General features: G+C 54.1%; 20 protein-coding genes. 13 read left to right on the plus strand and 7 right to left on the minus strand.

Annotation, left to right across the window (positions count from 1 at the left end; translation table 11 throughout):
* The first annotated feature begins 74 nt into the window (after positions 1-74).
* The 4 genes from SLIP_RS00755 (at position 75) to lysS (ending at position 4,124) form a co-directional block, all read left to right on the plus strand.
* The gene (locus SLIP_RS00755; protein ID WP_013174351.1) at positions 75-977 is read left to right on the plus strand and encodes a hypothetical protein; all 903 of its coding nucleotides are present in this window, start codon (positions 75-77) and stop codon (positions 975-977) included.
* A gap of 52 nt (positions 978-1,029) precedes the next feature.
* Entirely contained in the window at positions 1,030-2,064 is a 1,035-nt protein-coding gene (locus SLIP_RS00760) for a hypothetical protein (protein ID WP_041432501.1), read from the plus strand.
* A gap of 97 nt (positions 2,065-2,161) precedes the next feature.
* A complete protein-coding gene (gene greA, locus SLIP_RS00765; protein ID WP_013174353.1) occupies positions 2,162-2,638 on the plus strand; it encodes a transcription elongation factor GreA in 477 nt (158 codons plus the stop codon).
* Positions 2,639-2,660: 22 nt separating this feature from the next.
* Positions 2,661-4,124 carry a lysine--tRNA ligase gene (lysS, locus tag SLIP_RS00770; RefSeq protein ID WP_013174354.1) on the plus strand — a complete coding sequence of 488 codons (1,464 nt, stop codon included), beginning with the start codon at positions 2,661-2,663 and terminating at the stop codon, positions 4,122-4,124.
* A gap of 313 nt (positions 4,125-4,437) precedes the next feature.
* Here lysS and SLIP_RS00775 read toward each other — a convergent pair whose 3' ends face one another.
* The 7 genes from SLIP_RS00775 to SLIP_RS00800 form a co-directional block, all read right to left on the minus strand.
* Positions 4,438-6,306: an FAD-dependent oxidoreductase gene (locus SLIP_RS00775; protein ID WP_013174355.1), complete on the minus strand. Its 1,869-nt coding sequence runs from the start codon at positions 6,304-6,306 to the stop codon at positions 4,438-4,440.
* 507 nt (positions 6,307-6,813) lie between these two features.
* The gene (locus SLIP_RS12990) at positions 6,814-6,948 is read right to left on the minus strand and encodes a hypothetical protein (RefSeq protein WP_013174356.1); all 135 of its coding nucleotides are present in this window, start codon (positions 6,946-6,948) and stop codon (positions 6,814-6,816) included.
* Between the two features lie 39 nt (positions 6,949-6,987).
* Entirely contained in the window at positions 6,988-8,220 is a 1,233-nt protein-coding gene (locus SLIP_RS00780) for an MBOAT family O-acyltransferase (protein WP_013174357.1), read from the minus strand.
* Positions 8,217-9,389 (minus strand): SGNH/GDSL hydrolase family protein, encoded by a 1,173-nt coding sequence (locus tag SLIP_RS00785; RefSeq protein WP_013174358.1) that lies wholly within the window; start codon positions 9,387-9,389, stop codon positions 8,217-8,219. Before SLIP_RS00785 ends, SLIP_RS00780 begins: the two co-directional genes overlap by 4 nt.
* Positions 9,390-9,634: 245 nt before the next feature.
* Positions 9,635-10,657 (minus strand): polysaccharide pyruvyl transferase CsaB, encoded by a 1,023-nt coding sequence (csaB, locus tag SLIP_RS00790; RefSeq protein WP_169303732.1) that lies wholly within the window; start codon positions 10,655-10,657, stop codon positions 9,635-9,637.
* Positions 10,614-12,593, minus strand: coding sequence for a DUF5693 family protein (locus SLIP_RS00795; protein WP_013174360.1), 1,980 nt, complete (start codon positions 12,591-12,593; stop codon positions 10,614-10,616). Before SLIP_RS00795 ends, csaB begins: the two co-directional genes overlap by 44 nt.
* Positions 12,594-12,780: 187 nt before the next feature.
* Complete coding sequence (locus SLIP_RS00800) at positions 12,781-13,005, minus strand: type II toxin-antitoxin system HicB family antitoxin (protein WP_013174361.1); 225 nt, start codon at positions 13,003-13,005, stop codon at positions 12,781-12,783.
* 304 nt (positions 13,006-13,309) lie between these two features.
* Between SLIP_RS00800 and SLIP_RS00805 the strand changes: the two genes are divergently transcribed.
* The 9 genes from SLIP_RS00805 (at position 13,310) to SLIP_RS11880 (ending at position 25,627) form a co-directional block, all read left to right on the plus strand.
* A complete protein-coding gene (locus SLIP_RS00805) occupies positions 13,310-14,374 on the plus strand; it encodes a glycosyltransferase family 4 protein (RefSeq protein ID WP_013174362.1) in 1,065 nt (354 codons plus the stop codon).
* Positions 14,375-14,469: 95 nt separating this feature from the next.
* On the plus strand, positions 14,470-15,531 hold the full coding sequence (locus SLIP_RS00810; protein WP_013174363.1) for an LCP family protein: 1,062 nt from the start codon (positions 14,470-14,472) through the stop codon (positions 15,529-15,531).
* 44 nt (positions 15,532-15,575) lie between these two features.
* Positions 15,576-17,834 carry an O-antigen ligase family protein gene (locus tag SLIP_RS00815; protein ID WP_013174364.1) on the plus strand — a complete coding sequence of 753 codons (2,259 nt, stop codon included), beginning with the start codon at positions 15,576-15,578 and terminating at the stop codon, positions 17,832-17,834.
* A gap of 351 nt (positions 17,835-18,185) precedes the next feature.
* Positions 18,186-19,955, plus strand: a complete 1,770-nt coding sequence (locus SLIP_RS00820; RefSeq protein ID WP_242649113.1) for a polysaccharide biosynthesis protein — start codon at positions 18,186-18,188, stop codon at positions 19,953-19,955.
* Between the two features lie 64 nt (positions 19,956-20,019).
* Positions 20,020-21,231, plus strand: a complete 1,212-nt coding sequence (locus tag SLIP_RS00825) for a glycosyltransferase family 4 protein (protein ID WP_013174366.1) — start codon at positions 20,020-20,022, stop codon at positions 21,229-21,231.
* Positions 21,232-21,264: 33 nt separating this feature from the next.
* Complete coding sequence (locus tag SLIP_RS00830; protein ID WP_013174367.1) at positions 21,265-22,338, plus strand: polysaccharide biosynthesis protein; 1,074 nt, start codon at positions 21,265-21,267, stop codon at positions 22,336-22,338.
* Positions 22,335-23,450, plus strand: coding sequence for a polysaccharide biosynthesis C-terminal domain-containing protein (locus SLIP_RS00835; RefSeq protein WP_013174368.1), 1,116 nt, complete (start codon positions 22,335-22,337; stop codon positions 23,448-23,450). Before SLIP_RS00830 ends, SLIP_RS00835 begins: the two co-directional genes overlap by 4 nt.
* 2 nt (positions 23,451-23,452) lie before the next feature.
* Complete coding sequence (wecB, locus tag SLIP_RS00840) at positions 23,453-24,583, plus strand: non-hydrolyzing UDP-N-acetylglucosamine 2-epimerase (RefSeq protein WP_013174369.1); 1,131 nt, start codon at positions 23,453-23,455, stop codon at positions 24,581-24,583.
* Positions 24,584-25,627 (plus strand): glycosyltransferase family 2 protein, encoded by a 1,044-nt coding sequence (locus SLIP_RS11880; protein WP_049764990.1) that lies wholly within the window; start codon positions 24,584-24,586, stop codon positions 25,625-25,627. It begins immediately after the preceding gene.
* Positions 25,628-25,638: the final 11 nt, after the last annotated feature.

Here is a 25,638-nt window from a genome sequence, read left to right on the forward strand (position 1 = left end):
TCCTGTGGTTTATTTGAAAATAAACCACAGGAACCGTCCCCATGGTCCCGGGCTTAAATGAGGGAGGTTAAAGCGTGAGACGAATAGTGAGTGTGAGTCTTGGTTCATCCAAGCGGAACCACAAGGTGGAGACCGAATTTCTCGGGGAAAAGTTCAGCATCGAACGCATCGGCACCGACGGAGATATGGACCGGGCCATCGCCCTCATCAAGGAACTGGATGGTAAAGTAGCGGCGTTCGGCATGGGCGGCATTGACCTCTACATATACGTCGCCGGCAAGCGTTACGTCATCCGCGATGCCAAGAAACTCATCGCCGCCGCGCGCATCACGCCCATGGTAGACGGCAGCGGGCTGAAAAACACCCTCGAGCGCCGTTGCATCCAGCAGTTGGCCGCTAGCGACTGGTTGCAGCTCAAAGGCAAGAAGGTTCTGATGGTATGCGGGGTCGACCGTTTCGGCATGGCCGAAGCCCTGGTGGAGGCTGGGTGCGACGTGGTCTTCGGTGACCTCATTTACACCGTTGGCATACCTATACCTCTGCGCTCGCTCGACGCCCTGCGCCGGGTGGGGAAAATGTTTGCCCCTATCATCGTGAACCTGCCCTTCAAAATGCTGTACCCGACCGGAAAAGAGCAGGAAGTCATAATCCCCAAACACTCTAAATATTATTATGAAGCAGATATCATTGCCGGGGACTTTAACTACATCAAGCGCTACCTCCCGCCTCGGCTGGAAGGTAAGATTATCATAACCAACACCACAACCCAGGAAGACGTGGAACTTCTACGCGAGCGGGGCGTCAGTATTCTGGTAACCACTACCCCGGAGATGCAGGGACGGTCCTTCGGTACTAACGTCCTGGAAGCGCTTCTGGTTGCCATCCTCGGAAAACCGCTTGACACCATTCGACCTGAGGACTACCTGAGGCTGCTCGATGAGCTCGACATCAAGCCGACGGTTACCCGTCTAACGTAAACATCACTGTTAATCAGCGTCTGTAATCCATCAGCTAAGGGCGTGTGAGTGCTTGGGGTTTGCTTTTCTCGATATCCTACCTGAAAACAGGCGGGGCTTGTTGGCCCGGGAGTTGCTCCGTGACCGGCTCGCTCCGCTGGTGCTCCGCCCTCGGGCTAAGCAAGGCGTTAGCCTGCCCGAGCTCGGACTCCACACCCATCAACTACTGCTTCCCATTGGGCCCGGTGACTGGAAAGTCCTTAAGCCTGAAACCCGCCTCAAACTCTGGACCGCAACCCAAAAGACGGCTAAGAAAATTGGGGGGGCGGTTTTAGCGGTAAACCGAGGGCTACGTCCGTTGCCCAGCCAAAACCCAGAACTGTTTCCAATCCCCGTATCGCGGGGAGACCTTTTTGTTCTGGCTTTGGCCCTGATAGTGGTAGAGGAAGGATTGAATCGGTACGGTAGGGAAAAACTGTGGTTGGTGGGGGATTTCCCGGGGCTTTTTGGTCTTATCAGCCTTATCGGAAGAATCGGGGCACCGGTAGCGATCCAGAGCTTTTCCCCCTCTCGCTTTGAAACCATTGCCTACCGCATCCTGTACGAGCAAGGCATGGCCTTGAGCGTCAGCTACTTCAACCCCTCGAACTGGGGACCAGAGGATATGGTGCTCTTGTTTGACCCCGTTTATCTCCCGTTCGCAGCAGGCGCCGGCAAGGCAAGAAACGTTTTCATAATAGACCTGACCGATGACAGCCGTTCACATGCTCCTCGGCTAGAATCCTGGTTGGGGGCGCAGGGAGTCGATCCTTCTCTTAAGACCTTGGCCCCGTTGTTGGAGGCCTGGTTCTGGGGGCGGACCTTGAACCCGGATCAAACCGATGTATTGCCCCACGAGCCGTTGCTACCTGTGCGGCCTGCGTCCACGAGCCCTGATACCTGTTCGCGTTCGGCTGGACAGGAGTGTTTTGCGCGTATTCACGAAACCGCCGGGTACATCAGCCGGATTAGGCAGGAGGGACAAGAGCTAAATTTGTGGGGATTCTTCCTTGACAAGGATTTTCGAGCTCTATATAATACCACTCAAGGAACGGGAACGACAATTTAAGACCCTACCGTGGCTTTGGAAGCACAGGGAGCTTCGTTTTTTTATTGTCAAAATCGCAAGAAGACCCATTTTTATTGAGCGTATAGGGAGCGATATCATGTCGGAAAAAGAGATCATTCTTACCAAAGAAGGGTTAAAGAAACTGGAGGATGAATTGGAGCACCTGAAATCGGTCCGGCGTAAGGAAGTGGCATCCAGGATCAAACAGGCCATAGAGTTCGGCGATATCACGGAGAACTCCGAGTACGAGGACGCGAAGAACGAGCAGGCTTTTGTGGAGGGGCGCATCCTCTGTCTCGAGAAGACCCTGCGCAACGCTCGTCTCATCGAGGACGACGACATTCACACCGACGTGGTTTCGCTGGGATCCCGCGTGCGCCTTCTCGATATAGCTACGGGCAAGGAAATAACTTTCACCGTAGTGGCCTCAGCCGAATCGGATCCCAAGCAGTCCAAGATCTCAGACGAGTCTCCGGTAGGCAGGGCGATAATAGGCAAGCCCATCAATTCTGAAGTAGAGGTCGCAGTCCCGGCCGGCACCAAGACCTACCGGATTGTCAGTATCGAAAAGTAACCGCATAACCGAGGTGAAGAGCTTGTCAGAAGATACCCACCAGTTGAAGCAGGTACGATTGGACAAACTCCAAGAGCTACGGGATAAAGGAATCGAGCCTTACGGAGGAAGGTTCGAGCGAAATGCAACTGCAGCCGACATCAAGAACAATTATCCCGGCAACGAAGGACAGGCAGTGCGCATCGCGGGCCGTATCATGGCGCGTCGCACTCACGGCAAGGCCGGTTTTGCGAACCTGCAGGACCAGTCCGGTCAGATCCAGCTGTACTTCCGTCTAAACGACCTCGGAGCCGAAAAGTACGAATTGTTCAAGTCTATGGATATCGGAGATATCATCGGGGTTGAAGGGACAGTGTTTTTGACCAAGACCCAGGAGATAACGGTGCACGTACAGGACCTGGTTTATTTGGCCAAGGCTCTGAATCCCCTGCCCGAAAAATGGCACGGGCTCAAGGACGTGGAACTGCGCTACCGGCAGCGTTACGTCGATCTCATCGTGAACCCCCCGGTCCGGGAGGTCTTTGTCAAGCGCAGCCAGATCATCAGAGAGATGCGGCGCTACCTGGACGAGCGCGGGTTTCTCGAGGTTGAGACTCCGATGATGCAGCCTATCCCGGGAGGAGCGGCTGCCCGCCCGTTTATCACCCACCACAACGCCCTGGGGATAGACCTGTACCTGCGCATCGCTCCCGAACTGTATCTGAAGCGGCTTTTGGTCGGCGGGTTCGAGAAGGTGTACGAGATCAACCGCAACTTCCGCAACGAAGGCATTTCCACCAAGCACAACCCCGAGTTCACCATGCTCGAACTGTACCAAGCCTATGCCGATTTCCAAGACATGATGCGGCTTACCGAAGATTTAATCTCCTCGGTGGTAAAGAGCGTCTTCGGGACCATGGTAGTCGAGTACCAGGGGAGCCGGCTGGATTTCACCCCTCCCTGGCAGCGCCTGCCCATGCTGGAGGCGGTTAAGAAGTATGCCGGGGTTGACTTTACCGATCTCAAGAGCGATGAAGAGGCCCAGGAAGCGGCGCGGAGCCTGGGGCTGGAGGTAGAAGCCGAGGCCACCCGCGGCGAGGTAATTAACCTGGTGTTCGAAGAGTTTGTCGAGCCCCACCTGGTGCAGCCGGTCTTCGTTTACGGGCACCCGGTGGACGTATCGCCCTTGGCCAAGCGTAACCGCGAGAATCCCGAGTTCACCGACCGGTTCGAGGTCTTTATAATGAACCGGGAGATCGCAAATGCCTTCTCGGAGCTGAACGACCCCATCGACCAGCGCTCCCGGTTTGAAAAACAAGTGGCCAAGAGGGAAAAAGGAGATACCGAAGCCCACATGATGGACGAGGACTACATAAACGCGCTCGAGTACGGGATGCCTCCGGCCGGCGGGCTCGGCATCGGCATCGACCGGCTGGTTATGCTTTTGACCGACTCCCCATCTATTCGCGACGTCATCCTCTTTCCGACCCTCCGCCCTACTCAGTGAAAAAAAGCACAAGGAGCACAAGGGGGAGCACAAGGGGGGGGGAGCACAAGGGGACGGTTCCTCTGTGTCTGGTCGGCAGACCAGACACAGAGGAACCGTCCCCTTGTGCTCGGCTGTTTGCCGTGCGTCTCTGGCAACATTCAATATCTATGCACATCAGTGAAAATCTGCCCGGCACTCAACGGACCGAAAGTCGTTGTGTTGGCCTGCGAGGGTTCAGTGTCATATCTCTTGCATTAATTTTGAGTTGAGTGCCGGGTCTGTGGCTCTGCGTTAATCTGCGTTTACCACTATCTGTGTAAATCAGTGAAAATCAGTGTGTATCTGTGGCTCCTAATCTTTCCAAGAAATTACCGACCAGCGCGTAAACCTCCGCCCGGCTTAGAGCCCGATTTTTCGGTACCCGCTTGTACAGCTCCTCCGGAACCAGCCCGGCTTTATACGCCTCCTCCCAGGCCTGAGGTTTTTCCACCGTCGAGCCCGGCCGAAGGTGCAGGACCAGGTAAGCGGCTTGGTCCCGGGTAATCGGCACCGGGGGTAGGGCTGAAGGCCACGTAAACCGCTGGTAGGCCGCGGGGTTCGTGCGTTTTACCCCTGCATTTAGCAAATAAAGAAACGAATCCGCGTTCACCCGCTTCTCCGGGTAAATGTTATTATCATACCCGGCAAAAACCAGCCCCTTAGAGTACAGGATCTTGAGATAGGGGTAGAACCACTCGTTCTGGTACGGATAGGAAAGCTGAAAAGGATACAACCTGGCCCCCTGCTGGCGCAGGGTGTCCTGCACGAGCTTCACCGCTTCCTGGTCGCGGCACATGGCCCGGAAGTCCTGCCCTCTTTTCACAGAAATAGCTGCGGCGGTTCCGGCGGCCTGGCCAGTGGTCATTCCAGTAGGGAGAGTCCTTGCACTGCCAGCTGCCAGGGAGGAATAACCCGAGCAGCGGCTGGCCACCAGGAGGTTATCGACTTTTAACGGAACCAAGGACCGGAAGGGTATGGCGTACTGTTTGGGGGTTACTAGGACATAGTTGTACCCGTAAGGACTGGTAGCCTGCAGGTCGACCGGGTAACCGCCGAAGCCAATGGAGTCCCAGTGATCCCGGTTCTCCCAGACATCGCTTATGGGCAGCTGGTACTCGCACCTTATATGCCGGGACTCACGCACGTACAGCTCTGGCGGGAAGTAGGCGATTTCGGCATTCTCGAATCCTGGAAACTCCCTTCGCAAAAACTCGAGCACGTGCTTGGTCTCTTCTTGTCCGATGGCGATGGCTTCGGCCTTGGAGGTCTCATCGAGCGGGTTTACCCCGAAGATCTGCAGAGCATTAATCGAAACCGTGCCGTCGCCTTGCCGGGCCAGGTTCAGGCCGCGCATCCGGGCTCGAGGCGAATGGGGCTGGTAGGCCTGGCTCACCTTCCAAAAGCCCCACGCCGCATTGCTGTAAAAGCTGGCAGGACCGAACTTTTGGGACACGGCGGTTTTGCACACATCCCACCAGTTGACGTTTTTAAAAAACATCATGAGGGTCACGCACATGTTTTCGTTTTGGAGCCCGATGTCTTCTTTTCCCACAAAGTAAGGCACCCCGGCCATGGCCGCCACATCCGCATCCTGGGTGCAGTCGACGAAGCGTTGGGCGGTGTACCTTTTTTGCCCGAACGGGCCTTCCACCGTCACGGCTTCGATTTTATTCCCGGCCTCATTCACTTCAACGTTCGTTACCCGTGCGCGCAGGAGCAGGGTCAGGTTCTTTTCCTTTTGCACCAGTGCAAGGAAAGCCTTCTTGGCTGCAGGGACATCGAAACAAGGCTTGCCTCCCACCATCTCATGCCACTCGGCGAATATACCCTGGTTGGCAGGAAGGCCGAGGTGGTCCCGGGCCGTATCCAAATGGGTCAGCATCCCGTAGGTCATGAGGCCCCCCAGCCCGTCCCGGTGTTCGATGAGCAGGGTCTTGGCCCCGTTTCGGGCCGACGCCACCGCCGCTGCCACCCCTTCGGGCTCGCCCCCGATTACTATAACATCGTAGGCGTCACGGTCGATGCCGATTTTTACCGGGGGTTTTTCTACTTCTTGCTCGGCCGGACCTTGGCACTTGGCGGTACCTAGCCAAAAAACCGCCGTCGCCAGTAGTATTAAACCTGCTAACCCTAGCCACCAACTCTTGCTACGAACCTTCATACCTTTACCCCTCCCCTGTATCTATAGCCACAGATGCACACAGACCTTTATGACTCTCATCCGAGTCACCACTAGAGAATGAAAATGCGGCTGTGGAGGAGTGTTAGCCGGGCGAAGCGACGTATGACGAGCCGTTGCAACACACGGCGAAACTGAGGGCTGCGAAGCGGAGCGAGAAACAGGAGGTTTCGAGCAGCGAGGGACTGAGTGCATGGATGCCGAATCCCGAGCGGTCCGCTTCGCACCGAAGAGAGCCGATGTGTTGCAGGCGAGGAGTCTTGGAGCGAGCTGGCTAACACTCCTCGGAAAACACTGTTCTTATCTATTCTTTTCTCTATTGGCAATACCCTCGAGTGTCACGGAAGTCTGCGTTAATCAGCGTCTAAGGAATCTGTGCTAATCTGTGCTAATCAGCCCGGCACTCAGCTGGCCGAACTTGCAACATGCCAGTTGGTCCCGAAAACGCTAGTCGCTAATCAGGACTTGAGCTGAGTGCCGGGTCTGTGGCTAGAAGTCGGTATAAATAAACCTGGCTTCGACCCCGGTGGCAAACAGTATGCACAGAACCACCAGGACGAACAGCAGGACCCCCCAACTCACGTCCACAAATGCCCCAGATAAATTACGCCACAACCCACTCACTTCTTACACCCCCGTCTGCGTTAACCTGCGCCAACCCGGTCACAGCCCGATAAGCCGCGCGCACGCCCCGGCCAGCTTAGCATAGGTAAGAGCAGCCGCCGAGAGCGAAGGCGAAGCGAAGAGCACCCACCCTGCCACCACGAAGTTAAACGTTAAGAAAACATTGAGGAAATGTACCGGGGTACCGAATCTCGCCAGCCTCTGCCCGAGGTACCGGTGCCAAATTCTATGCCCGACCATACCGAAACCGTGCCACAAGCCCCAGGCCACGAAGTTCCAAGCAGCCCCGTGCCAGAGCCCGCATATGGCAAAGGCCGCGATGAGGTTGGCCAGCGTGCGAGCAAATCCCAGGCGGCTCCCGCCCAGGGGAATATAAAGATAGTCCCGGATCCAGCTCGACAGGCTCATGTGCCAGTGCCGCCAGAACTGGGCGATGTTGGGCTGAAAATACGGCCGGTCGAAGTTCTCCGGCACTTTAAATCCCAGCATCTGGGCCAGACCAATGGCCATATCCGAATACCCCGCAAAATCGAAGTAGATCTTGAATGCATAAGCGTAAGCGGCGAAAGCCAGCATTTGCGCGCTCCACGCTTCAGGAGCGGCCAGGGGAGCGGCAAACCGGCCTATGGTGTCGGCCAGAATGAACTTCTGCGCCAGTCCCAGAATGACCCGTTTACCGCCGCCCAACAGGTTGTCCAGCGCAAACTCGGGCATAGACTGGGACTGCTTCTGGAACCCTTGGTAGCGCTTTATGGGGCCGCTGACCAGGGTAGGGAAAAAGAATATGAACAGGGCAAAATCCGGCACCTTGACCGTTTCCCGGTCGATCTTGCCCAGGTAAACGTCTGATACAAAGTGGATGAACTCAAACGTGAAAAACGAAATAGCCATCGGCACCAGGATATCGGGAACCGGGGCCGGGTGCCCCATGTGGATCCGAGACGCCAGCTCGTTCCAGGTAGAGACCAGCATCTTCCAGTATTTGAAGTATCCCAGGACCAGGACCGAGGCCGCAACTCCCACGAACAGCCATACCCGCGCGCGGCCCTTGCTACTTCCAGCTCCGTCCCTAGCCTTAAGTATAGCCAAGGCGGCGATATAGGTTAAGATCGTCATTACCAGGACCACGACCAGGTAAGGCACATAGTAGTACGCGTAAAACACCATGCCGGCCACGATCAGCAGGTACTTTCGGGCCCGGGGCGGAAGGACCCAGTATAACGGCAAGACCAGTGCGAAAAACAGGGCAAAGACCCCGGTGGTAAAGATCACGGGCTCACCCCCCTCAAGCGCGGGGCCAGCTCACGGGCCAGTTCCCTCGCTACTTTCCGGTTCCCGTCCGGGTTCAGGTGAACGTGGTCGACGAAGCTTTCGCCCGGCATCCGTCCGCAAAAGCTCAAGTAGGGAACCTGATAGCGTCTCAGCAGTGATTCCACCAGGCGGGCATTGCTGACAAAACCGGGATTAGTCACCAGCGGGCCCAGGATATCCCGGTTCTGGTCGGTCAGAAAGACAAAAGACGGGTATTCCTGCCGTTCGAGAAACTCCAGTACCGCTTCACTGAACAGGTAAGCCGCGTTGGTTTCGGTATTGATGGGAGAAGAATCGTACATGAACGCCACCTTCTCCCTCTGTTTCGCTCTGTCAGCTGCAGCTGCCGGCCCAGGGCTCGCAGCAGATGCGGCTACTACGCCGCCGCCCGAGAGCTTCTGCCACACAGCCTTCAGCTTTGCTTCGACTTTGTCCCGGGGGTGGCCGCCGAAAAGGACGGAGTTGATCAATTCCCGGTAATGGTACAGGGGGAAATACCGGTCGAAGAACTCTGCCACCCGGTCGGGAAACGGCCGCGGGTAGACGGTATTGACCTTCTTTACCGCATCGGCTGGCAGGCCGGGGTCTAGGTACAACCAGTTGAAAGCGACCGGGTCCTGGATGCTGGCCTTACCGTAGAACAGCAGGTTGAAATCGGCCACCACCGCATCCGGGTGCAGAGCCCCTACCCGCCGCAGGACGCAGTAAAGATCCCCAGGCTCGCTCCCAGGAACCGCCAGGTTCCACACCCGCACCTTTTTCCCCGGAAACAGCCCTTTAAGCTCTTCTTCCAGGTAAGCCGGGATGGTTTCGTTTTCACCCACTCCTGCCCCGTAGGCTACCGAGTCCCCGAGGAATAACACGTTAATGTCGTAGTCGGAGAGGTGCTTTTCTATATAGCGAAGAACCAGCGGAAAGTCTTTATGGATCTGTTCAAAATTACGGGGCAGCCGCTGGCCATAAACATACGTCCGGCTCTGGCTCTCATAATACCTGTTCACCAGAGAAGGCAACGACACCTGTGCCAGTAGCATCAGCCCAAGAAAAACGGCGAATACCCGCCGTAAATCCTTAGGCTGCACAGCCTCCCGTATTCGATTCCAGCGATCCCGCATAACATCCAGCAACAACCCAAACACCCTTCTTTAACAGCCACAGATGCACACAGATTATCACAGATGATCACAGAGTTTTAGTAGACGCTGATTAACGCAGATTTGTACTGGTTACAAAAAATAATTGCATTCTATAAAAAATATAAATAGGATTTACCGCCAACATTAGACGGATATTGCAAAGCCTAGGAGTACTGCTTTTAAGCAGCTCAGGGAGTCTGCGTCTTACAATGTCTGTGTCAATCAGTGCAAATCTGTGTTTATCTGTGGCTCAATACTGCTTCTATAAGTACCTCCCCGTCCGGCTGCTCGACCGACATCGCGGGTTCTTTCCCTACAGAAGCCAGGAAGCGGTCGATCTTCGGGTCATACGAAATGCCGACCACCGGCACCCCCATCGCGTGCCCGAGTATCAACGCGTGCAGCCGCATTCCGATTACCAGGTCCAAACAGGCAATGACCGAAGCCATCTCTACGACCGACAGCGGCTCGTCCACGACAGATGAGGGCCGGTTCATCATTCTTATGATATCCCGGCAGACGGCGACATCCGACTCGTACTGGAAAGGCAGAAATACGACCGAACAGCCCGATTCCACCAGCCGGTCCGCTGCTTCGGCTACCGCCAGCCTATAGGCGGTAAGCCCTCGCCACTCGCGGACCGAGATACCCACAATCTTCTGTTCGCCCAACCCTTTTACGCCCCAGCGCTCCAGTATTCGCCGTCCCATTTGCAGATCGGCCACCTCTCGGTCCAGAGTCAGTACCGGGTCTACCGTCACTTCGATAAGCTCCGGGGCCAGCCCCATGGCCACAAGCTCCTCCTTCGACTCCGGGTCCCGCACCGATATGCCCCGGGCCCGGCGTAAGGTCAATCTTACCAAAAGCCGGCCCAGACTCGAGCGGACAGGCCCGATGCCCTGAGCGTGAATCCAGAACGGTCTTCCCGCTAGTATCGCCAGCCACATCACCCCCAGGTAGTAACAGAGGCTGCCCAGCCCGGTCACATCCTGAAGCAGGCTTCCGCCCCCGCTTATCAGGCCGTCGGAAGCGCGCAGAGCCCGCCAGACCGCCACCGGATTCCAGCGGTCAGCGGCCTTAACGCCGTAGCTAGAGGCCGTGTGCTCGCAGTTCCCAGAAAGCACGGTTATGTCGGTACCGGGGAACGAAGAACGAAGCGCCCGCACGAGAGCAAAGAGGATCGCCTCATCTCCCAGGTTACCGAACCCGTAATAGCCGCTAATCACGCATTTCTTCACTGACTCGTATCTTCTCAGGCTCATCTTCAACTGCCTCGCCCAGTCTTTCCCACCACATTCCGAGAACCTTAACCGCCGCATAAGCCACTAGCCCCACCGCCAGGCCCAGGACCAGGCCGTTGCAAGTACGGAGTACGGAAACCATAAGCGGGGTGTGGATATGGGCGAAGGTGTTCACCATCGAGACCTGGCCGATAGCCGCCAGGACTAAAAGCGGCAGAAAACGGTTATTGCGGTAACCGTATAAAAGCAAAAGCAGCATGGCCGGGTGTCCCAGGGCAAACTCCTTAGTCCTGGGCCTCGCACCCATGATGTGGTCCAGCAAAGTCCGGAGCTTGAGCTCCAGACCGCTCACTGGCAGCCCTTCATTGCCGGTACGGATGAGGTACACGGCCAGCGCAGCTGCCAGGACGAGACCCCCAAGGGCCATTCCTGTTTCCAGGGGCCGTACCATCATGCCCTCGATCTTTTCCCTCAAGCTCCGGCCCGGGGCCGCCTTCAAGACGAAGAAAACGGCCACCACCCCCAGGGGCACGGCATGGGCTAGCTTCACTCCGGCGAACTGGTTCAGCTTCAGCATAAAAGAAGAGTCGGCCAGAAGCCCTACCATAAACACCGCGCCCAGCAATGACACGCCCGACATTTTAACGAAAGCCGACAAAGCTCTGCCCACGGTCCGGGGTTTGGCGTCCACCCCCGTGAGCACTCCGAGAGTGGGGAAAACCAGAACCGAGGTGAGGGCCATCAGCTTGGCCGCGAACGTTCGGTCTGCGTAGAGAAGCAGCACCCAAACCGCGGCGGCCGCCAAGGCCAGCCCAACGAGCCACCGTCTCCACCCCAGAGCCGCAAAGAGCAGCACGCCTCCGGCGATAACTCCCAGCCCCGCCACAAAAACCAGGACGAGAGGTGCCGCCGAAGCCGGCAGGGTCGAGGCTGGCCCCGCAGACAGTCCTTCTTCGAGCAGCCTTTGCTTGGTGGCAGAAATCATGTGGCCTAGAGCCGCCAGGCTCTTTTCATTGGATAGGGGCTTGAACAGGAGCAGGCGATGGTTCCTTTCGGCCGCAGCCAATACGTAACGGTCAATCGCTTCGGATGAAGAAAGAGACTTCTGGTCTTTGTCGTTTAGGGTGTGCAACCGGACCAGATGCTGGTCCAGCAGGCGGGCGAGTTTGGGCAGCCCTGCCTGGGGATAGAACTCTATTTCAGCGACCGGTACCCCTAGTTTCGCCATCTGGCGGGCGGTTTCATCTAAGGCCCCGGGATAGCCGGGTACAGTAGTGTCGTTGAATACGATGCCGGCAAGGCCGGGCATGTCTGCAAACTGCCCGAACACCTTGCCGATGCTGGTTCGATTAGCTCCCGGCCACGTTCGGACCTGTAAAAAAACGTCAAGGCCGCGAGAACTCACCTCGCGTGCGGTTGTCAGAGAAAACCCGGCCCCGATGTCTTTTAAGACTTCGTATGGCGCTACGGTACCTACCACACAGCCGTCCTCAGTCGCAAGACAATAACTATTCGGCAGCTTGGCCGGGATGAAACGGGCCAACTGTTCACCGGTTACGGGATTGGTAGCCACCAGATACGTCCGTGAGGGTTCCAAGTAGCCGCGAGCCTGCAGTTCGGATAGCCAGGAAGGATGCTCGGCCTCGTCCAGCAAAGCCACAAGCTGGCGTCCCTGGTAGACAACGGCGTCCCCCCGTTTCACCAGGTCTTCCACCGTCGGTTCCTGTATGACCACCCCGGTCAGCCCCCGCTCCTTGAGAAACGACATGCCTTCGCGGGCAGTCATGCCTTCAGCTCCGGCCAGGGACACGATGTCCCCGTAGCTAGCCAACAGCTCCACCTGCCGGAAATCTTTCTCCACGAGGAACCGGTACCGGTAGGCGGTGTACGCCGAACTCACAACCGCTATAACAATGACCGCAATCAAACCCAGCTTCAAACTCCTGGTAAGCTGCATACTGATGCCCTCCCGCTGTTTCCCACCACGAGTACCGAGTACATATACATACCTATTAGTATAAAGCTCCAGTCCCCGTTTGCAAACCGTTTATCGTTGGGAGGGGGGAAGGTATATTTACCATAACATGGCGTGACAAGAAAGGCGAAACGAAGGAAAGTGAAGGGTAGGGAAGAAAAAGCCCAGCCTAACCCGCAGAGACGTGTTCGATTTCGATGTAATTGGCCACGCTGGTAGGGGTAGGAATTGGCAACCCGTCTTCTTTGAGGCCTTCAAGGTGCAGTTCCAGTGCTTCGGCCAGCAGTTGTAAAGTCTCTTCTGGTGTTCTTCCTGCTGCCACGCATCCCGGCACATCGGGCAAATATGCGGAGTAGTTGTCAGAGCCTTTTTCAATCACAACCAAGTAACGCATCAATTATCCCTCCTCGCATCCAGTCCTGCCTGCCGCAAGATTATTATTCCACAGAACGAGAGTGAAAACAATCTTTCAAAAAATCCGCGGAGCTAGTAGGTTTTTGTAATTGTTAATAGCATCTGTGAAAATCTGCGTTAATCTGTGTCTATCAGTGGCTATGATGCGGCAGGAATTAGCTCGTCGTTTGTCGAAGCCTTATAGACAACCACCGGAGGCGGTGGTAGAATCACACATAGCGAAGTCGAGGCCGGTACCGGCCTCACGATTGCAGGAAGGCCGAAGCTAGAAAGAAGGTAAAAACGTGTCGATACACTGGCAGTCATACCTTGTCGCCTTTATCATAGCCCTGGTCGTGGCTCGAATCACGGTCCCCCTGGCCCGCAAACTGGCCTTTAAGCTGGGGGCTGTTGACGAGCCCGACGCCCGCAAGGTGCATACGAACATCATGCCCCGGCTGGGAGGGCTTGCCATATTCGCAGGATTTGTGTGCGCTGCGGCATGGGCAGTGCAAGCCCAGGGCCCCTACTTAGGTATCATTATAGGAGGAATTATCGTCTTTGCCGTCGGGGCACTGGACGACGTGTTCAGCCTGTCCCCCTGGGCCAAGCTCGCGGGCCAGATCTTGGCAGCGGCGGTAGCCGTTTACTGCGGAGTCACCGTACACTTCATGACCAACCCGTTTGACGGGCTGATCTACCTGGGCAAGCTCGGGGTTCCCCTGACCCTCTTGTGGATAGTCGGGGTTACCAACGCCGTCAACCTGGTGGACGGGCTGGACGGGCTGGCGGCCGGGGTTTCCGGTATCGCGGCCCTCAGCATGGGTATTATTGCTTTTCAGCAGGGAGAGCCGGCAGTGGCCCTGCTCTGCCTGGCCCTGGTCGGCGCCGTCCTCGGCTTTCTACCCTATAACTTTCACCCGGCCCGCATCTTCATGGGTGATGCCGGTGCCCTTTTCTTAGGCTTCGTCTTGGCCTGCCTGGCGGTAGTGGGGCTGGCCAAGAGCGCGGCCGTGATTTCTTTGTTCGTCCCGATCGTGGTTCTCGGGATCCCGGTATTCGATACCTTTTTTGCCATTATAAGGCGTATTAATAAGAAGGTGCCGATCTTCGCCCCCGACAAGAACCACCTGCATCACAGACTGATGGCACTGGGGTTCAGCCACCGCCAGAGCGTCTTGATAATTTACGGCATCAGCGTTATCTTCGGCGGGGCAGCGGTGGCTTTGACTTACGTCACCAGCCCCCAGGCGACGCTGATCCTGGCCCTGCTTCTGGTCTTCGTGGTCATCGGGGCCACCCGCATCGGCATCGTCACCGGCCGCGAGGTTAAACATAAGCCACAGATTTACACAGATATTCACGGATGAACACAGATTTTATTTATAGTAAAAGAAAAAATCCGTATCAGTGTAAATCCATGTTAATCAGTGTTCATCTGTGGCTACTCTAGAGGTGAAATACAATGACCAAAGCTTCAGCGTTACTGAAAATCGGAATACTGCTTACCGCTTGCTTCCTCTTCAGTTTCGGCATTGGGTGGAGCATACCGGCTCTGATCTCAGGAGAACTCTGGTCCAAACTCATGGAGACGGCGAAGGTTGCGGTGGGCGGCAGCGGGCTCAAAGACCAGGTGGACATCCTCATCCTCGGCATTGACGCCCGCAAAGGCGAGACCATGACCAGGTCTGACACCATCATGCTCGCCCGCATAGATACCAAGAACGGCAGGGTGGCGGTAGTTTCCATCCCCCGCGATACCAGGATCGAGGTGCCGGGCAGCCCCGTGCCCAAGGTCAACGCTGCCTGTGCGGTGGGCGGGCCCAAACTCGCCTGTAAAGTGGTGGGGGATCTCATGGACACGAAGATAGACTATTACGTCCTCACCAACTTCAACGGGTTCAAGGACATTGTTGACACCCTGGGAGGCGTCACCATCGACGTGGAACGGCGGATGTACAAGCCCTCGGAAGACATAGACCTAAAACCGGGGGTCCAGCGCTTAAACGGGCGCCAGGCCCTGGCCTACGTCCGCTACCGGGGGTATGCGACCGGGGACATCGGGCGCACCGAACACCAGCAGAAGTTCATGATGGCATTGGCCCAAGAGATGTTCCAGACGAAGACCATACTGAAGCTTCCCAAGCTGGTGCCCCAGATCGCCAAAAACGTCCAGACTAACCTGTCCCTGCGCCAGATGATAGCCCTGGCCGAGATGGCGAAGGACTTCAAACCGGAAAACCTCCACGCCCAGACCTTGCCCGGCTACTTTTACACCCATGCCGGCATAAGCTACTGGATGGCGGACAAGAAAATCGCCGCCACCATACTCGATGATCTCTTGGCGGGGAAAACCGTCGCTGTGCTCCAGGATTCTCCTTACCCTGAAGAGAGTAAGACCACGACTACGACCAAAACTGCCAATAAGGACTGGGCCGCCTGGGCCCAAGCCCCCAGCGACCATTCGTACCCTAGCCCCGCATCCCCAGGCTCGGGAACCGAGCCGATAGGGCAAAATGGGGAGTGAAATCTGCGTTAATCTGCGTCGAGCAACGAATACGGGAGAGGAACATGGCTAAGAAGAAACCGGCAAGCAAAAAGGCGAATGCTGAAGCGCCGAAAAGGATGTCTGCTAGTTCAGGGACAAAAACCAAGAAAGAAGTCCGACAGGGTTCCCATACACCGAAAATGGCGAAGAGGGCGGGGTTTCCTCGCCTCAGCCTTCCCCAGGGCTGGTTCTCGGCCCTGGTGTTTTTCCTGGTCTGCGTTCTTCTATTCTATCCCCCGTATTTTCGCGGGCTTTTCTTCGATAAGGAGCTCCTGCCCACCCACGTCATCACCGCCCTCATCTACGGCCTGGTATGGGTGGACAAGTTCCGGCGGCGTGACCTGAGATTCATCCAAAACCCGCTGGATTACGCGGTCCTGGCGTACGCTGGGGCCTATCTCCTTTCCCTCATCGACGCCGTACATATCGGTGACGCCATCAAAGGCTTCCTCAAAGCCCTGAACTACTTCATGATCTACTGGATGGTCACCCAGGTCGTGCAGGATTACCGGCGCTACGAGACCGTCCTCCAGGTCCTTTTTGCCAGCGCCCTGGGAGTAGCCGCCATCGGCATCGCCGCCGCCACCGGTTATTCCCATTACCCGGGGGCGTTTGAGGATGGCAGGATAATGTCCACTCTGCAGTACCCGAACACGACTGCTACCTACATGGCGGTGATGAGCCTCATCGGTGTCGTGCTCTGGATAAGGGAGCGGAATATCATTCGAAGACTCATATACGCCATTTCCACTGCCATCATGGTTCTGGTGGCAGTGGTAGCGGTATCCAAAGGCGGCTGGCTGGTGCTCGTGGTAGGGGCCCTGTTGCTGCTGGCCGGGATGCCGGGACTGTACCGGCTCAAAACTGCCTACAGCCTGTTTTTGGCCTGGGCGGGTGCATCGCTCGGGAGCATCAAGTTTCTCCCCGCTGTAACGGCCGGGCAAAACCGGCTGGCCTTCGAAGGGCTGCTTGCCACCGTTTTGGTTGTCATCCTGGGGCAACTGCTTTGGGAAGGTCTGGTTTGCTGCTACCGCAAGAAGGGGCGGGTTCTCACCGCAGGTGTGGCTTTGGTGATTTTGCTGATATGCGCTGCTGTGGCCGTCCAAGGCGGCTGGCACGCCCGGATATCCCGAGAAGTGCTGCCCACGAGTCTCGTTTCGCGGTTTGCCCAGTTCGGCGATGTCGCCAATTCCAGCTACGTATCTCGCCTTGAGTTCAACTATACCGCCATGAGAATCGTGAAAGATTACCCGCTCTTCGGCACCGGGGCCGGAGGCTGGAACGCCCTCTACCACCAGTACCAGGGGTACCCCTTCTGGACTACCGAGGTGCACAACCACTTTCTGCAGGTATGGGTGGAAGCGGGTACCATCGGGTTCATCGCATTCCTCGTCATGTGGGCCTTCCTGGCATACAACCTGTGGCGGCTCTACCGTTCGCGACCGCCGCGAGGAGAATGGGCCCTTAACTGGGGAGTCGCCTCGGCTGCCCTGGCTTTCGGAGCCCACGCTGCCATCGACTTCGACCTGTCGCTCGCCGCCATGGCCATGGTGTTATGGTCGCTTATCGCCCTGGTGGCAGCCGGTACCAATTTGTCCTGTCCGGGGATACGTATAACCGGGAAAGAGCCAGGATGGTTATTGGCAGTGGCAGTCGCCACAGCCCTTATCCTGCTCATACCCGCGGCCTCCTTTGCCCGGGCCAACACCTGGGCCGAGCGGGGAGCCGAAGCGGCGAACAAAAACAAATTTGACCAGGCCGAAGAGGCCATGAACCGCGCCATCAACCTGAACCAGTGGGACGGCAGGTTCGATGCCTACCTGGCCAAGATATGCGCGGTTAAGTATAAGGTACTGGCGGAGAACAAATACCCGCAGGCGGGAGTCTATCTCACCGCGGCCAAGAAGCACGCCCAGGACTCCGAACGCCTTCGCCCTTACGACCTGCAGAACCTGAAGGAACTGCTTCAGACCTATTCGCTCCTGGGCGATCCACAAGGACAGCTGCGTATCCTCGAGCAGTACCTGAAGACGAACCCGCTCGATTCCGCCAGCTACCTGAACCTGGCCGATGCCTACCTGACCGTGGGCAAGTATTACCTGGACCAGAAAAAACCCGCCGAGGCCTGCCGCTACTTGGCAAAAATCGCCCAGATTTCCGATCAGCTCGACCGCAAGATAGCGGCCGTCCAAACGGAGTATCCTCTGCAGAGCTCTTCCTTTAGGCGGCCTGCGGAATTGGACAAGAAAGTAGAGGAAGCGAGGATTCTCTTGAAGAACTAGTTTAGACGCGAGAACAGGTAGGCGATAAGTCTATTTCGAGAAAATAATAGACTGTCAGGAAGGATTTTGCATTTTTGTGACGAATAGATATTCTTTAGTACATTAAGCGGTAAGGGCCCGCCGGGGTCAGCCGAGACGATAAGTGGGGAGGGCTTTTAGTTGGAGACAACGAAGTATCAACCTGAGTATGATGCAGGGGGAATAGACATCGAATGATAATCATATCGCTGGTAGCGTGTGATACCGGCATAGGTATCTTCGGTACGCAGAAAGGAGCGGCTCGTTATTCGGCGCAGGATAGGCCTTGTTATCCTGGATGCCGCGATAGTCGCGGCATCAGGCTACATATCGTTGTTCCTGAGACTCGACGGCGATATACCAAAACAATACTTAGATGGATTGCTGACGGTTCTTCCTCTTACCATAGCATGTTACTTGGCGGCCTTTGCCTATTTCAAGCTCTATCGACAGATGTGGGAGTATGCCAGTATAAGGGAGCTTATTATCATTGTCAAGGCGGCTACCGCTGGAGCGGCGGGGTCAACCCTCTGCACCTATCTCATCGGTTGGACCCTTCTTCCTCGCAGTGTACATATTATCGAGTGGATTATAACTATCGGTTTGATCGGTCTTTCCCGCATGAGCTCTAGGATAATTCGTGACGTGGGAAACGGTGGTTCTTCAGGAGGCAGGAGCCGGACGCTTATCGTGGGCGCGGGAGATGCCGGGATGTTGGTGGCAAGAGAGCTGCTTTCCCCAAACAGTAAGGCAACCCTTCATCCGGTGGGTTTTGTGGACGACGATCCGGGCAAAAGAGGACTGATGTTCAGTGGGCTGAAAGTTTTGGGAGACAGGCGTGACATCCCGCGCCTGGTGGAGAGGCACGATGTAGACACGATTCTCATTGCGATGCCCTCCGTGCCGGGAAGAACCGTCCGCGAGATCATTGATATATGCGGTCAAACCAAGGCCAGCATCAAGGTGCTTCCAGGGGTCTACGAATTGATAAACGGAAGAGTGAGGGTCAGCCGCATCAGATCGGTTTCGGTCGAGGACCTCCTGCGGCGGGAGCCGGTCAAAGTGGATCTAGAGGGGATCGCGGGATACCTTAAGGGCAAAGTGGTCCTGGTTACGGGGGGAGCGGGTTCCATCGGATCGGAACTCTGCCGGCAAGTGTGTTCGTTTAAACCCGCAGGTTTGATCGTCTTGGACAACTCCGAAAACGGCCTTTTTGAGATAGAACTGGAACTGCGCAAGAGCTACCCCGAAGCCCAAATCGTCCCCTGCCTGGCCGATGTCAAGGACCACGCTAAAATCGAAACTGTTTTCAGCAGGCACAGGCCCCAGGTAGTATTTCACGCTGCTGCTTATAAGCACGTTCCCATGATGGAAGTCAATCCCGATGAGGCGGTGAAGAACAATGTGGGCGGGACCATCGTGGTCGCCTGCGCGGCAAAAAACTACGGGGCTGAGGTATTCATTTACATATCGACCGACAAGGCAGTCAACCCCACCAGCGTCATGGGCGCCACCAAGCGGGTGGGCGAGCTGATAGTTCAGTCCATGAACGGCAAGGGCAAGACGCGTTTCGCCTCCGTAAGGTTCGGCAACGTCCTGGGGAGCAGGGGCAGCGTGGTTCCCATTTTTGCCAGCCAAATAGCCAAAGGGGGCCCGGTGACCGTTACCCACGAAGACATGCAGCGCTACTTCATGACCATACCTGAGGCTGTGCAGCTGGTCATCCAGGCGGGAGCTCTGGCTCAGGGCGGAGAAATATTCGTTCTCGACATGGGCGAGCCCGTAAAAATCATCGATTTAGCGCGGGATATGATCAGGCTTTCTGGGCTCCGGCCGGATGTTGACATAAAGATCGAGATTACCGGGATAAGACCGGGCGAAAAACTGTGTGAAGAGCTCCTGAGCAGAAAAGAGTTGCTCGACGTAACGCGGCATCAGAGAATATTTATTGCTCGGGAAAACGGCGAAGAGGACCTAGAGAAGATTGGTGCCGTATTGAAGACATATTTGAAGTCGCTAGACGCCGCAGTTGGGTCAGAGATTTCCCAAATATTGCCGGAGCTGTCGCCAAGTCTTAGGCAATCGGCGAGCGGGCGGTTGTAATTGTGGAGCTAGTTTATTCAGGTTTGGAGGTCAAGAAATAAACATAGTTGTAGGGGCCAGGTTTATGAACGTGCTTTTCTTGACTATTGCTTATCCCGAGCGAGAGGGTGACCGCAATATATATACCGACTTAATGCAGGAATTTTCTGCTCGCGGCGATAAGGTTTATGTCATATGCCAGCGCGAGCGGCGGCACGGCAAGCCTACCGAATTTAAAAACGAAAACGGGGTAAACGTGCTGCGAGTAAGGACGGGGAATATAAAAAGGACCAGTAATATCATTGAGAAAGGTCTGGCGACGCTTCTCATTGATTGGCAGTTTATAGCAGCTATAAATAAATACCTAAATAACGTAAAATTCGATCTGGTGCTCTATTCAACCCCACCCATAACTTTTGAGCGGGTTGTAAAATACATAAAGGCGAGAGACAAGTGCAAGTCATACCTTTTGCTTAAAGATATCTTTCCCCAAAATGCCGTGGACATTGGCCTGATGAAGAAAGGAGGTTTAATCTGGCGTTATTTTCGTGCAAAAGAAAAGCGTTTGTATGAAGTCTCGGATCATATCGGGTGCATGTCCCGGGCTAATGTGGAGTATCTATTGCGGCACAACCCTGATCTTGACCCTGCGAAGGTGGAAGAATGCCCCAACAGCATAAAGCCAAGGCCTCTTTCAATTGTTGATGAAGCCAGACGCCTGGAAATACGCAAAAGATGGGGAATACCTCAAGACGCAGTGGTCTTTGTTTACGGGGGCAACCTGGGGCTTCCCCAAGGAATAGACTTTTTGCTTACTGTGCTAGATAGTATACAGAATAGGTACGACATTTTTTTTCTGATTGTCGGCTCTGGGACCGAGTACGGAGGAATAAAGGCTCACCTCGAAACCGGCGATCATTCCAATACCAGGCTTATAAGCTTTCTTCCCAAAGACGATTACGATCAGCTGCTGGATGCTTGCGATGTAGGGATGATTTTTCTTGATGCGCGGTTTACCATCCCCAACTTTCCTTCTCGATTAACAGGCTATATGGAATCTGCGTTACCAGTACTGGCAGCGACTGACGAAAACACTGATATTAAGGACGTATTAAAAGAAGCCAATTGCGGCTTGTGGGTGAAGAGCGGAGACCTTGCTGCATTTATGGAAGCAGTAAACACCCTAGCGGCTGACCCTTCCCTCCGGCGAGGGATGGGTCTAAATGGCCGCTGTTATCTGGAAAAATATTATACAGTTTCCCGGGGGTATGACATCATAACCTCGCATTTTAAATAAGCTTCTTAGGTAAGCTGTAGGCGGTGAGTAAACATGTTTACAGGTAAATGCCTTCTTATTACCGGAGGCACTGGTTCATTCGGCAATGCTGTGCTAAAAAGATTCTTACATACCGATGTCTGCGAAATTCGTATCTTTTCCCGCGATGAAAAAAAACAGGACGACATGCGCAAGGCCCTTAAAAACCCCAAGGTTAAGTTTTTCATCGGCGATGTCCGCGATTATAACAGTGTTGCTACTGCGATGGTGGGGGTTGATTACGTCTTTCACGCGGCGGCTCTCAAACAGGTTCCTTCCTGTGAATTTTTCCCCATGGAAGCGGTAAAAACAAACATCATGGGCACAGAGAATGTCCTTAATGCAGCCATTGAACATGGGGTCAAAAAAGTAATTTGTCTGTCTACTGACAAAGCGGTCTACCCCATCAACGCCATGGGCATGTCTAAAGCCCTTATGGAAAAGGTTATGGTTGCTAAATCGCGGGTCGCAGATCCAAATAAGATTACCATCTGCGGTACTCGTTACGGCAACGTAATGGCTTCCCGAGGCTCGGTCATTCCCTTATTTGTAGAACAGATAAAAACGGGACAGCCTTTAACAGTCACCGATCCTGCCATGACCCGCTTTCTAATGTCGCTAGAGGAAGCGGTTGAATTGGTTTTATTTGCCTTCGAACACGCCACCCCGGGGGATATATTTGTGCAAAAGGCTCCTGCAGCTACCATAGGAGATTTGGCCCAGGCTTTGAAAGAATTATTCCAGGCTGATAACGAGATTAAAATTATCGGGACCCGCCACGGGGAAAAACTTCATGAGACTCTGTTAACAAGGGAAGAGATGGCGTATGCGGAAGACTTAGGACGGTATTACCGTATTCCGCCGGACGACCGCGATCTAAACTATGACAAGTATTTTGTCAAGGGAGAGGAAAAGATCAGCCGGGCCAGAGAATACACTTCTGAGAATACCGAGCGGTTGAATGTAAACCAAATCAAAGAAAAACTCCTGACCCTTGAGTACATAAGGCAGGAACTGGAAGAATGGCGCTTGAAATCTCAGCCGCGCCGTCTCCAAAGGATTAAGGCGGTAAGGAGCATTGATTTATGAAAACCGTGCTGGTTACTGGGGCTGCTGGGTTTATTGGGAAAAACCTGTGCGCTGCGCTGGAACAAAGGAACGATATAAAAATTTTGGCCTACGACAAAGATAATTCTGCACAAGAGCTAGCAGAGTTTGCAGCGTGCGCCGACTTTGTTTTTCATCTGGCAGGCGTTAACCGCCCGCAAAACGTGGAGGAGTTTGATGAGGGTAATTGGGGTTTTACTGTGCAATTGCTGGAACTGCTTGCTAAAAGCAACCGTAATATTCCGATTGCGGTTACTTCTTCTATTCAGGCTGCTCTGGATAACCCCTATGGGGTTAGCAAAAAGAAAGCGGAAGATGCTCTTTGGGAGTGGTCACATCGCAGTGGGGCACCAGTCTATATATACCGTTTGCCCAATGTTTTCGGCAAGTGGTGCCGCCCCAACTACAACTCCGTAGTGGCGACTTTCTGCTATAACATTGCCCGGGGGCTTCCCATCCAGATAAACAACCCCGATGCAGAGCTCACGCTGGTATACATAGATGATGTGGTGGCTGAGCTGATCTCAGCTATGGAGGGCAATCCCCATAAGGATGATAGTGGCTTCTGTTATGTTCCCCGCACTTTCAAGGTGACGCTGCAACGACTGGCTGACACCATATACTCCTTTGCTGCAAGCCGCAAAACTCTAGTAGTGCCCAACTTTGAAAATGATCTGGAGCGGTTTCTTTATGCTACCTATATCTCCTATCTATCAGAGGATGATTTTGGCTATGAACTGGAGATGAAGCATGATCACCGCGGCTGGCTGGCGGAGTTTATCAAGTCAAAACAGTTCGGGCAGATTTTCGTTTCGAGAACCAGACCCGGGATTACAAGGGGTAACCATTGGCACCATACTAAGGTAGAGAAGTTCTTGGTTATTGAGGGTAAGGGTATTATCCAATTCCGTCGGATAGACACTGGGGAAATTCTATCCTATGAGGTTTCAGGCGAGAAGCCGGTAGTAGTGGATATACCGCCGGGTTACACGCACAGCATTACCAATATTGGGGACAACGACCTTATAACGCTCTTCTGGGCGGATGAAATCTTTGATGAAGAACATCCGGATACCTACTATGCGGAGGTATAGTGATGTCCAGACTCAAGGTTATGACGATAATCGGTACCCGCCCGGAGATAATCAGGTTGTCGGAGGTAATTAAAGCGTGTGACCGCTACTTCCACCATATATTGGTTCATACTGGACAAAACTGGGATTACACACTAAATCAGATATTTTTTCAGGATTTGGGATTAAGAGAGCCCGACTTTTATCTGGATTGTGCCGGCTCGCATTTGGGGGAAACAATCGGAAATATCATTGCCAGGTCCTATGAAGTCCTAAAGCGGGAAATGCCGGACGCCCTTCTAATCCTAGGCGATACCAATAGTGCGCTCTCTGCCTTATCGGCCAAAAGACTAAAGATTCCCATTTTCCACATGGAGGCAGGGAATAGGTGCTTCGATGAGAATGTTCCCGAGGAGATCAACCGTCGGATTGTTGACCATATTTCTGACATCAACCTTCCCTATACCGAGCATTCACGGCGGTATCTTTTGGCCGAAGGGTTCCGCGGCGATCGCATTTTTGTGACCGGTTCGCCCATGCCAGAGGTTTTGAAACAGCACCGGGGACGAATTGAGGCCAGCACAATTTTGGAGCGATTAGGTTTGGCGCCGCGGCAGTATATACTTTTGTCTGCTCACCGGGAAGAAAACATCGATCAAGAAAGAAACTTCCTTACTCTTATGAATGCAGTGAACAGGGTGGCTGAACGTTACCAGATGCCAGTGATTTATTCCACCCACCCCCGTAGCCGAAAATTCATCGAGGCTCGATGTTTCGAATTTCATCCGTTGGTGAGAGACCTGGAACCGTTTAGTTTTACCGATTACGTGAAGCTGCAGCAAAACGCTTACTGCGTGGTATCCGACAGTGGTACCCTCTCGGAGGAAAGTGCTATCCTCGGTTTCCCGGCGGTTCTTATCAGAACTTCTACCGAAAGACCAGAGGTTCTCGACAAGGGTACTATGGTTATAGGAGGCATAACCGGGGAAGAGGTAGAGCAGTCAATCGAACTCGCTATCAAAATGCATGAAAACGAAGAACCTACGTTTTTGCCACCTGACTATTGTGACACAAACGTCTCGGTCAAGGTGGTTAGGATCATACAGAGCTATACGATGATTGTGAACAAAGTGGTGTGGGGGAAGACAGTATAGTTGAGAGGGTTGTTGATGACTCGAGAACACACAGTATTGGATTTCCGATTCCTTATTGAACCGGCGGTGAGCGTCATTATACCTGCATTCAACGTTGAGAGGTACATAGAGGAAATGTTGTATTCTCTGGAGATGCAGGTTTTTACTGACTTTGAGATCATAGTGGTTGATGATGGGTCTACGGATGAGACCTTTAATATAGTTAGGAAATACTTATCAGGAAGTAAGGTTGGTGGTTGCTTAATTATGCAGGGGAACTCAGGTGTCAGCGTTGCTAGGAACACAGGTCTGCAGTACGCGCGGGGTAGATACGTCTGTTTTGTGGATGCCGATGATACAGTTTCTCCCTATTATCTTAAGACTCTTTACGATGCTAATATCAAAAATAATACTACAATAGCCCTTTGTAGCTTCATCACCCTTTCTGAAGGAAGCCCACATTCATCATGTGGATTATCTGAGGGAGAAGTTCGGGTTTGTGAGTCTCTAAGGCTGATGCGAAATATGTTGTTGGGTAAAATCGGTGTCGGCTGTTGGAGCCTTCTTATCCAACGCGAGTTGTTGATAAAAGAAGGTATATACTTTGCCGAAGGCTATCGTTACTCTGAAGATTTGCATTTCGTGTGGAGAGCCTTAGCGCATGTAGACAAAGTAAGCCTCTGCAACAGGCGTCTGTACAATTACAGATTCAGGGAAGGATCGGCCATGGCAAAGTTTGGGCCTGAGCGGTTGGAAGGGTTATACCTGATGGAGGACTTAGTGCGATTTTTTGAAGTCCATTGTCCCTCTTTTGGAAAGGAATTTGAAATACATGGTGTGGCAAGATGGGTATGGGCAACCCTGTGGCAGGCGGCTTGTGCCTTGCCCTACCCGAAGTTTATTAAGTTGTGCAATGATTTAAAAGCTAAAGAAAGGATGAAACGCCTTAGAGACTTTTCTGATGTCAGGGTACGGTTAAGTTCAATATTGTTTCTAATAAATGCACGTGCATATTACATGATAGCCCGTACCGTTGCTCGCATTGCTGGCATGAACAGGTTTTGAGGAGTTTGAGA

The sequence above is a fragment of the Syntrophothermus lipocalidus DSM 12680 genome, from assembly GCF_000092405.1.
Lineage (GTDB): Bacteria > Bacillota > Syntrophomonadia > Syntrophomonadales > Syntrophothermaceae > Syntrophothermus > Syntrophothermus lipocalidus.

Excerpts from the sequence above, each read along its gene's own strand:
- greA (WP_013174353.1), top strand. The coding sequence starts at position 2,162 with ATGTCGGAAAAAGAGATCATTCTTACCAAAGAAGGGTTAAAGAAACTG.
- SLIP_RS00775 (WP_013174355.1), bottom strand. The coding sequence starts at position 6,306 with ATGAAGGTTCGTAGCAAGAGTTGGTGGCTAGGGTTAGCAGGTTTAATA.
- csaB (WP_169303732.1), bottom strand. The coding sequence starts at position 10,657 with ATGAGCCTGAGAAGATACGAGTCAGTGAAGAAATGCGTGATTAGCGGC.
- SLIP_RS00795 (WP_013174360.1), bottom strand. The coding sequence starts at position 12,593 with ATGCAGCTTACCAGGAGTTTGAAGCTGGGTTTGATTGCGGTCATTGTT.
- SLIP_RS00800 (WP_013174361.1), bottom strand. The coding sequence starts at position 13,005 with ATGCGTTACTTGGTTGTGATTGAAAAAGGCTCTGACAACTACTCCGCA.
- SLIP_RS00810 (WP_013174363.1), top strand. The coding sequence starts at position 14,470 with ATGACCAAAGCTTCAGCGTTACTGAAAATCGGAATACTGCTTACCGCT.
- SLIP_RS00815 (WP_013174364.1), top strand. The coding sequence starts at position 15,576 with ATGGCTAAGAAGAAACCGGCAAGCAAAAAGGCGAATGCTGAAGCGCCG.
- SLIP_RS00825 (WP_013174366.1), top strand. The coding sequence starts at position 20,020 with ATGAACGTGCTTTTCTTGACTATTGCTTATCCCGAGCGAGAGGGTGAC.
- SLIP_RS00830 (WP_013174367.1), top strand. The coding sequence starts at position 21,265 with ATGTTTACAGGTAAATGCCTTCTTATTACCGGAGGCACTGGTTCATTC.
- SLIP_RS00835 (WP_013174368.1), top strand. The coding sequence starts at position 22,335 with ATGAAAACCGTGCTGGTTACTGGGGCTGCTGGGTTTATTGGGAAAAAC.
- wecB (WP_013174369.1), top strand. The coding sequence starts at position 23,453 with ATGTCCAGACTCAAGGTTATGACGATAATCGGTACCCGCCCGGAGATA.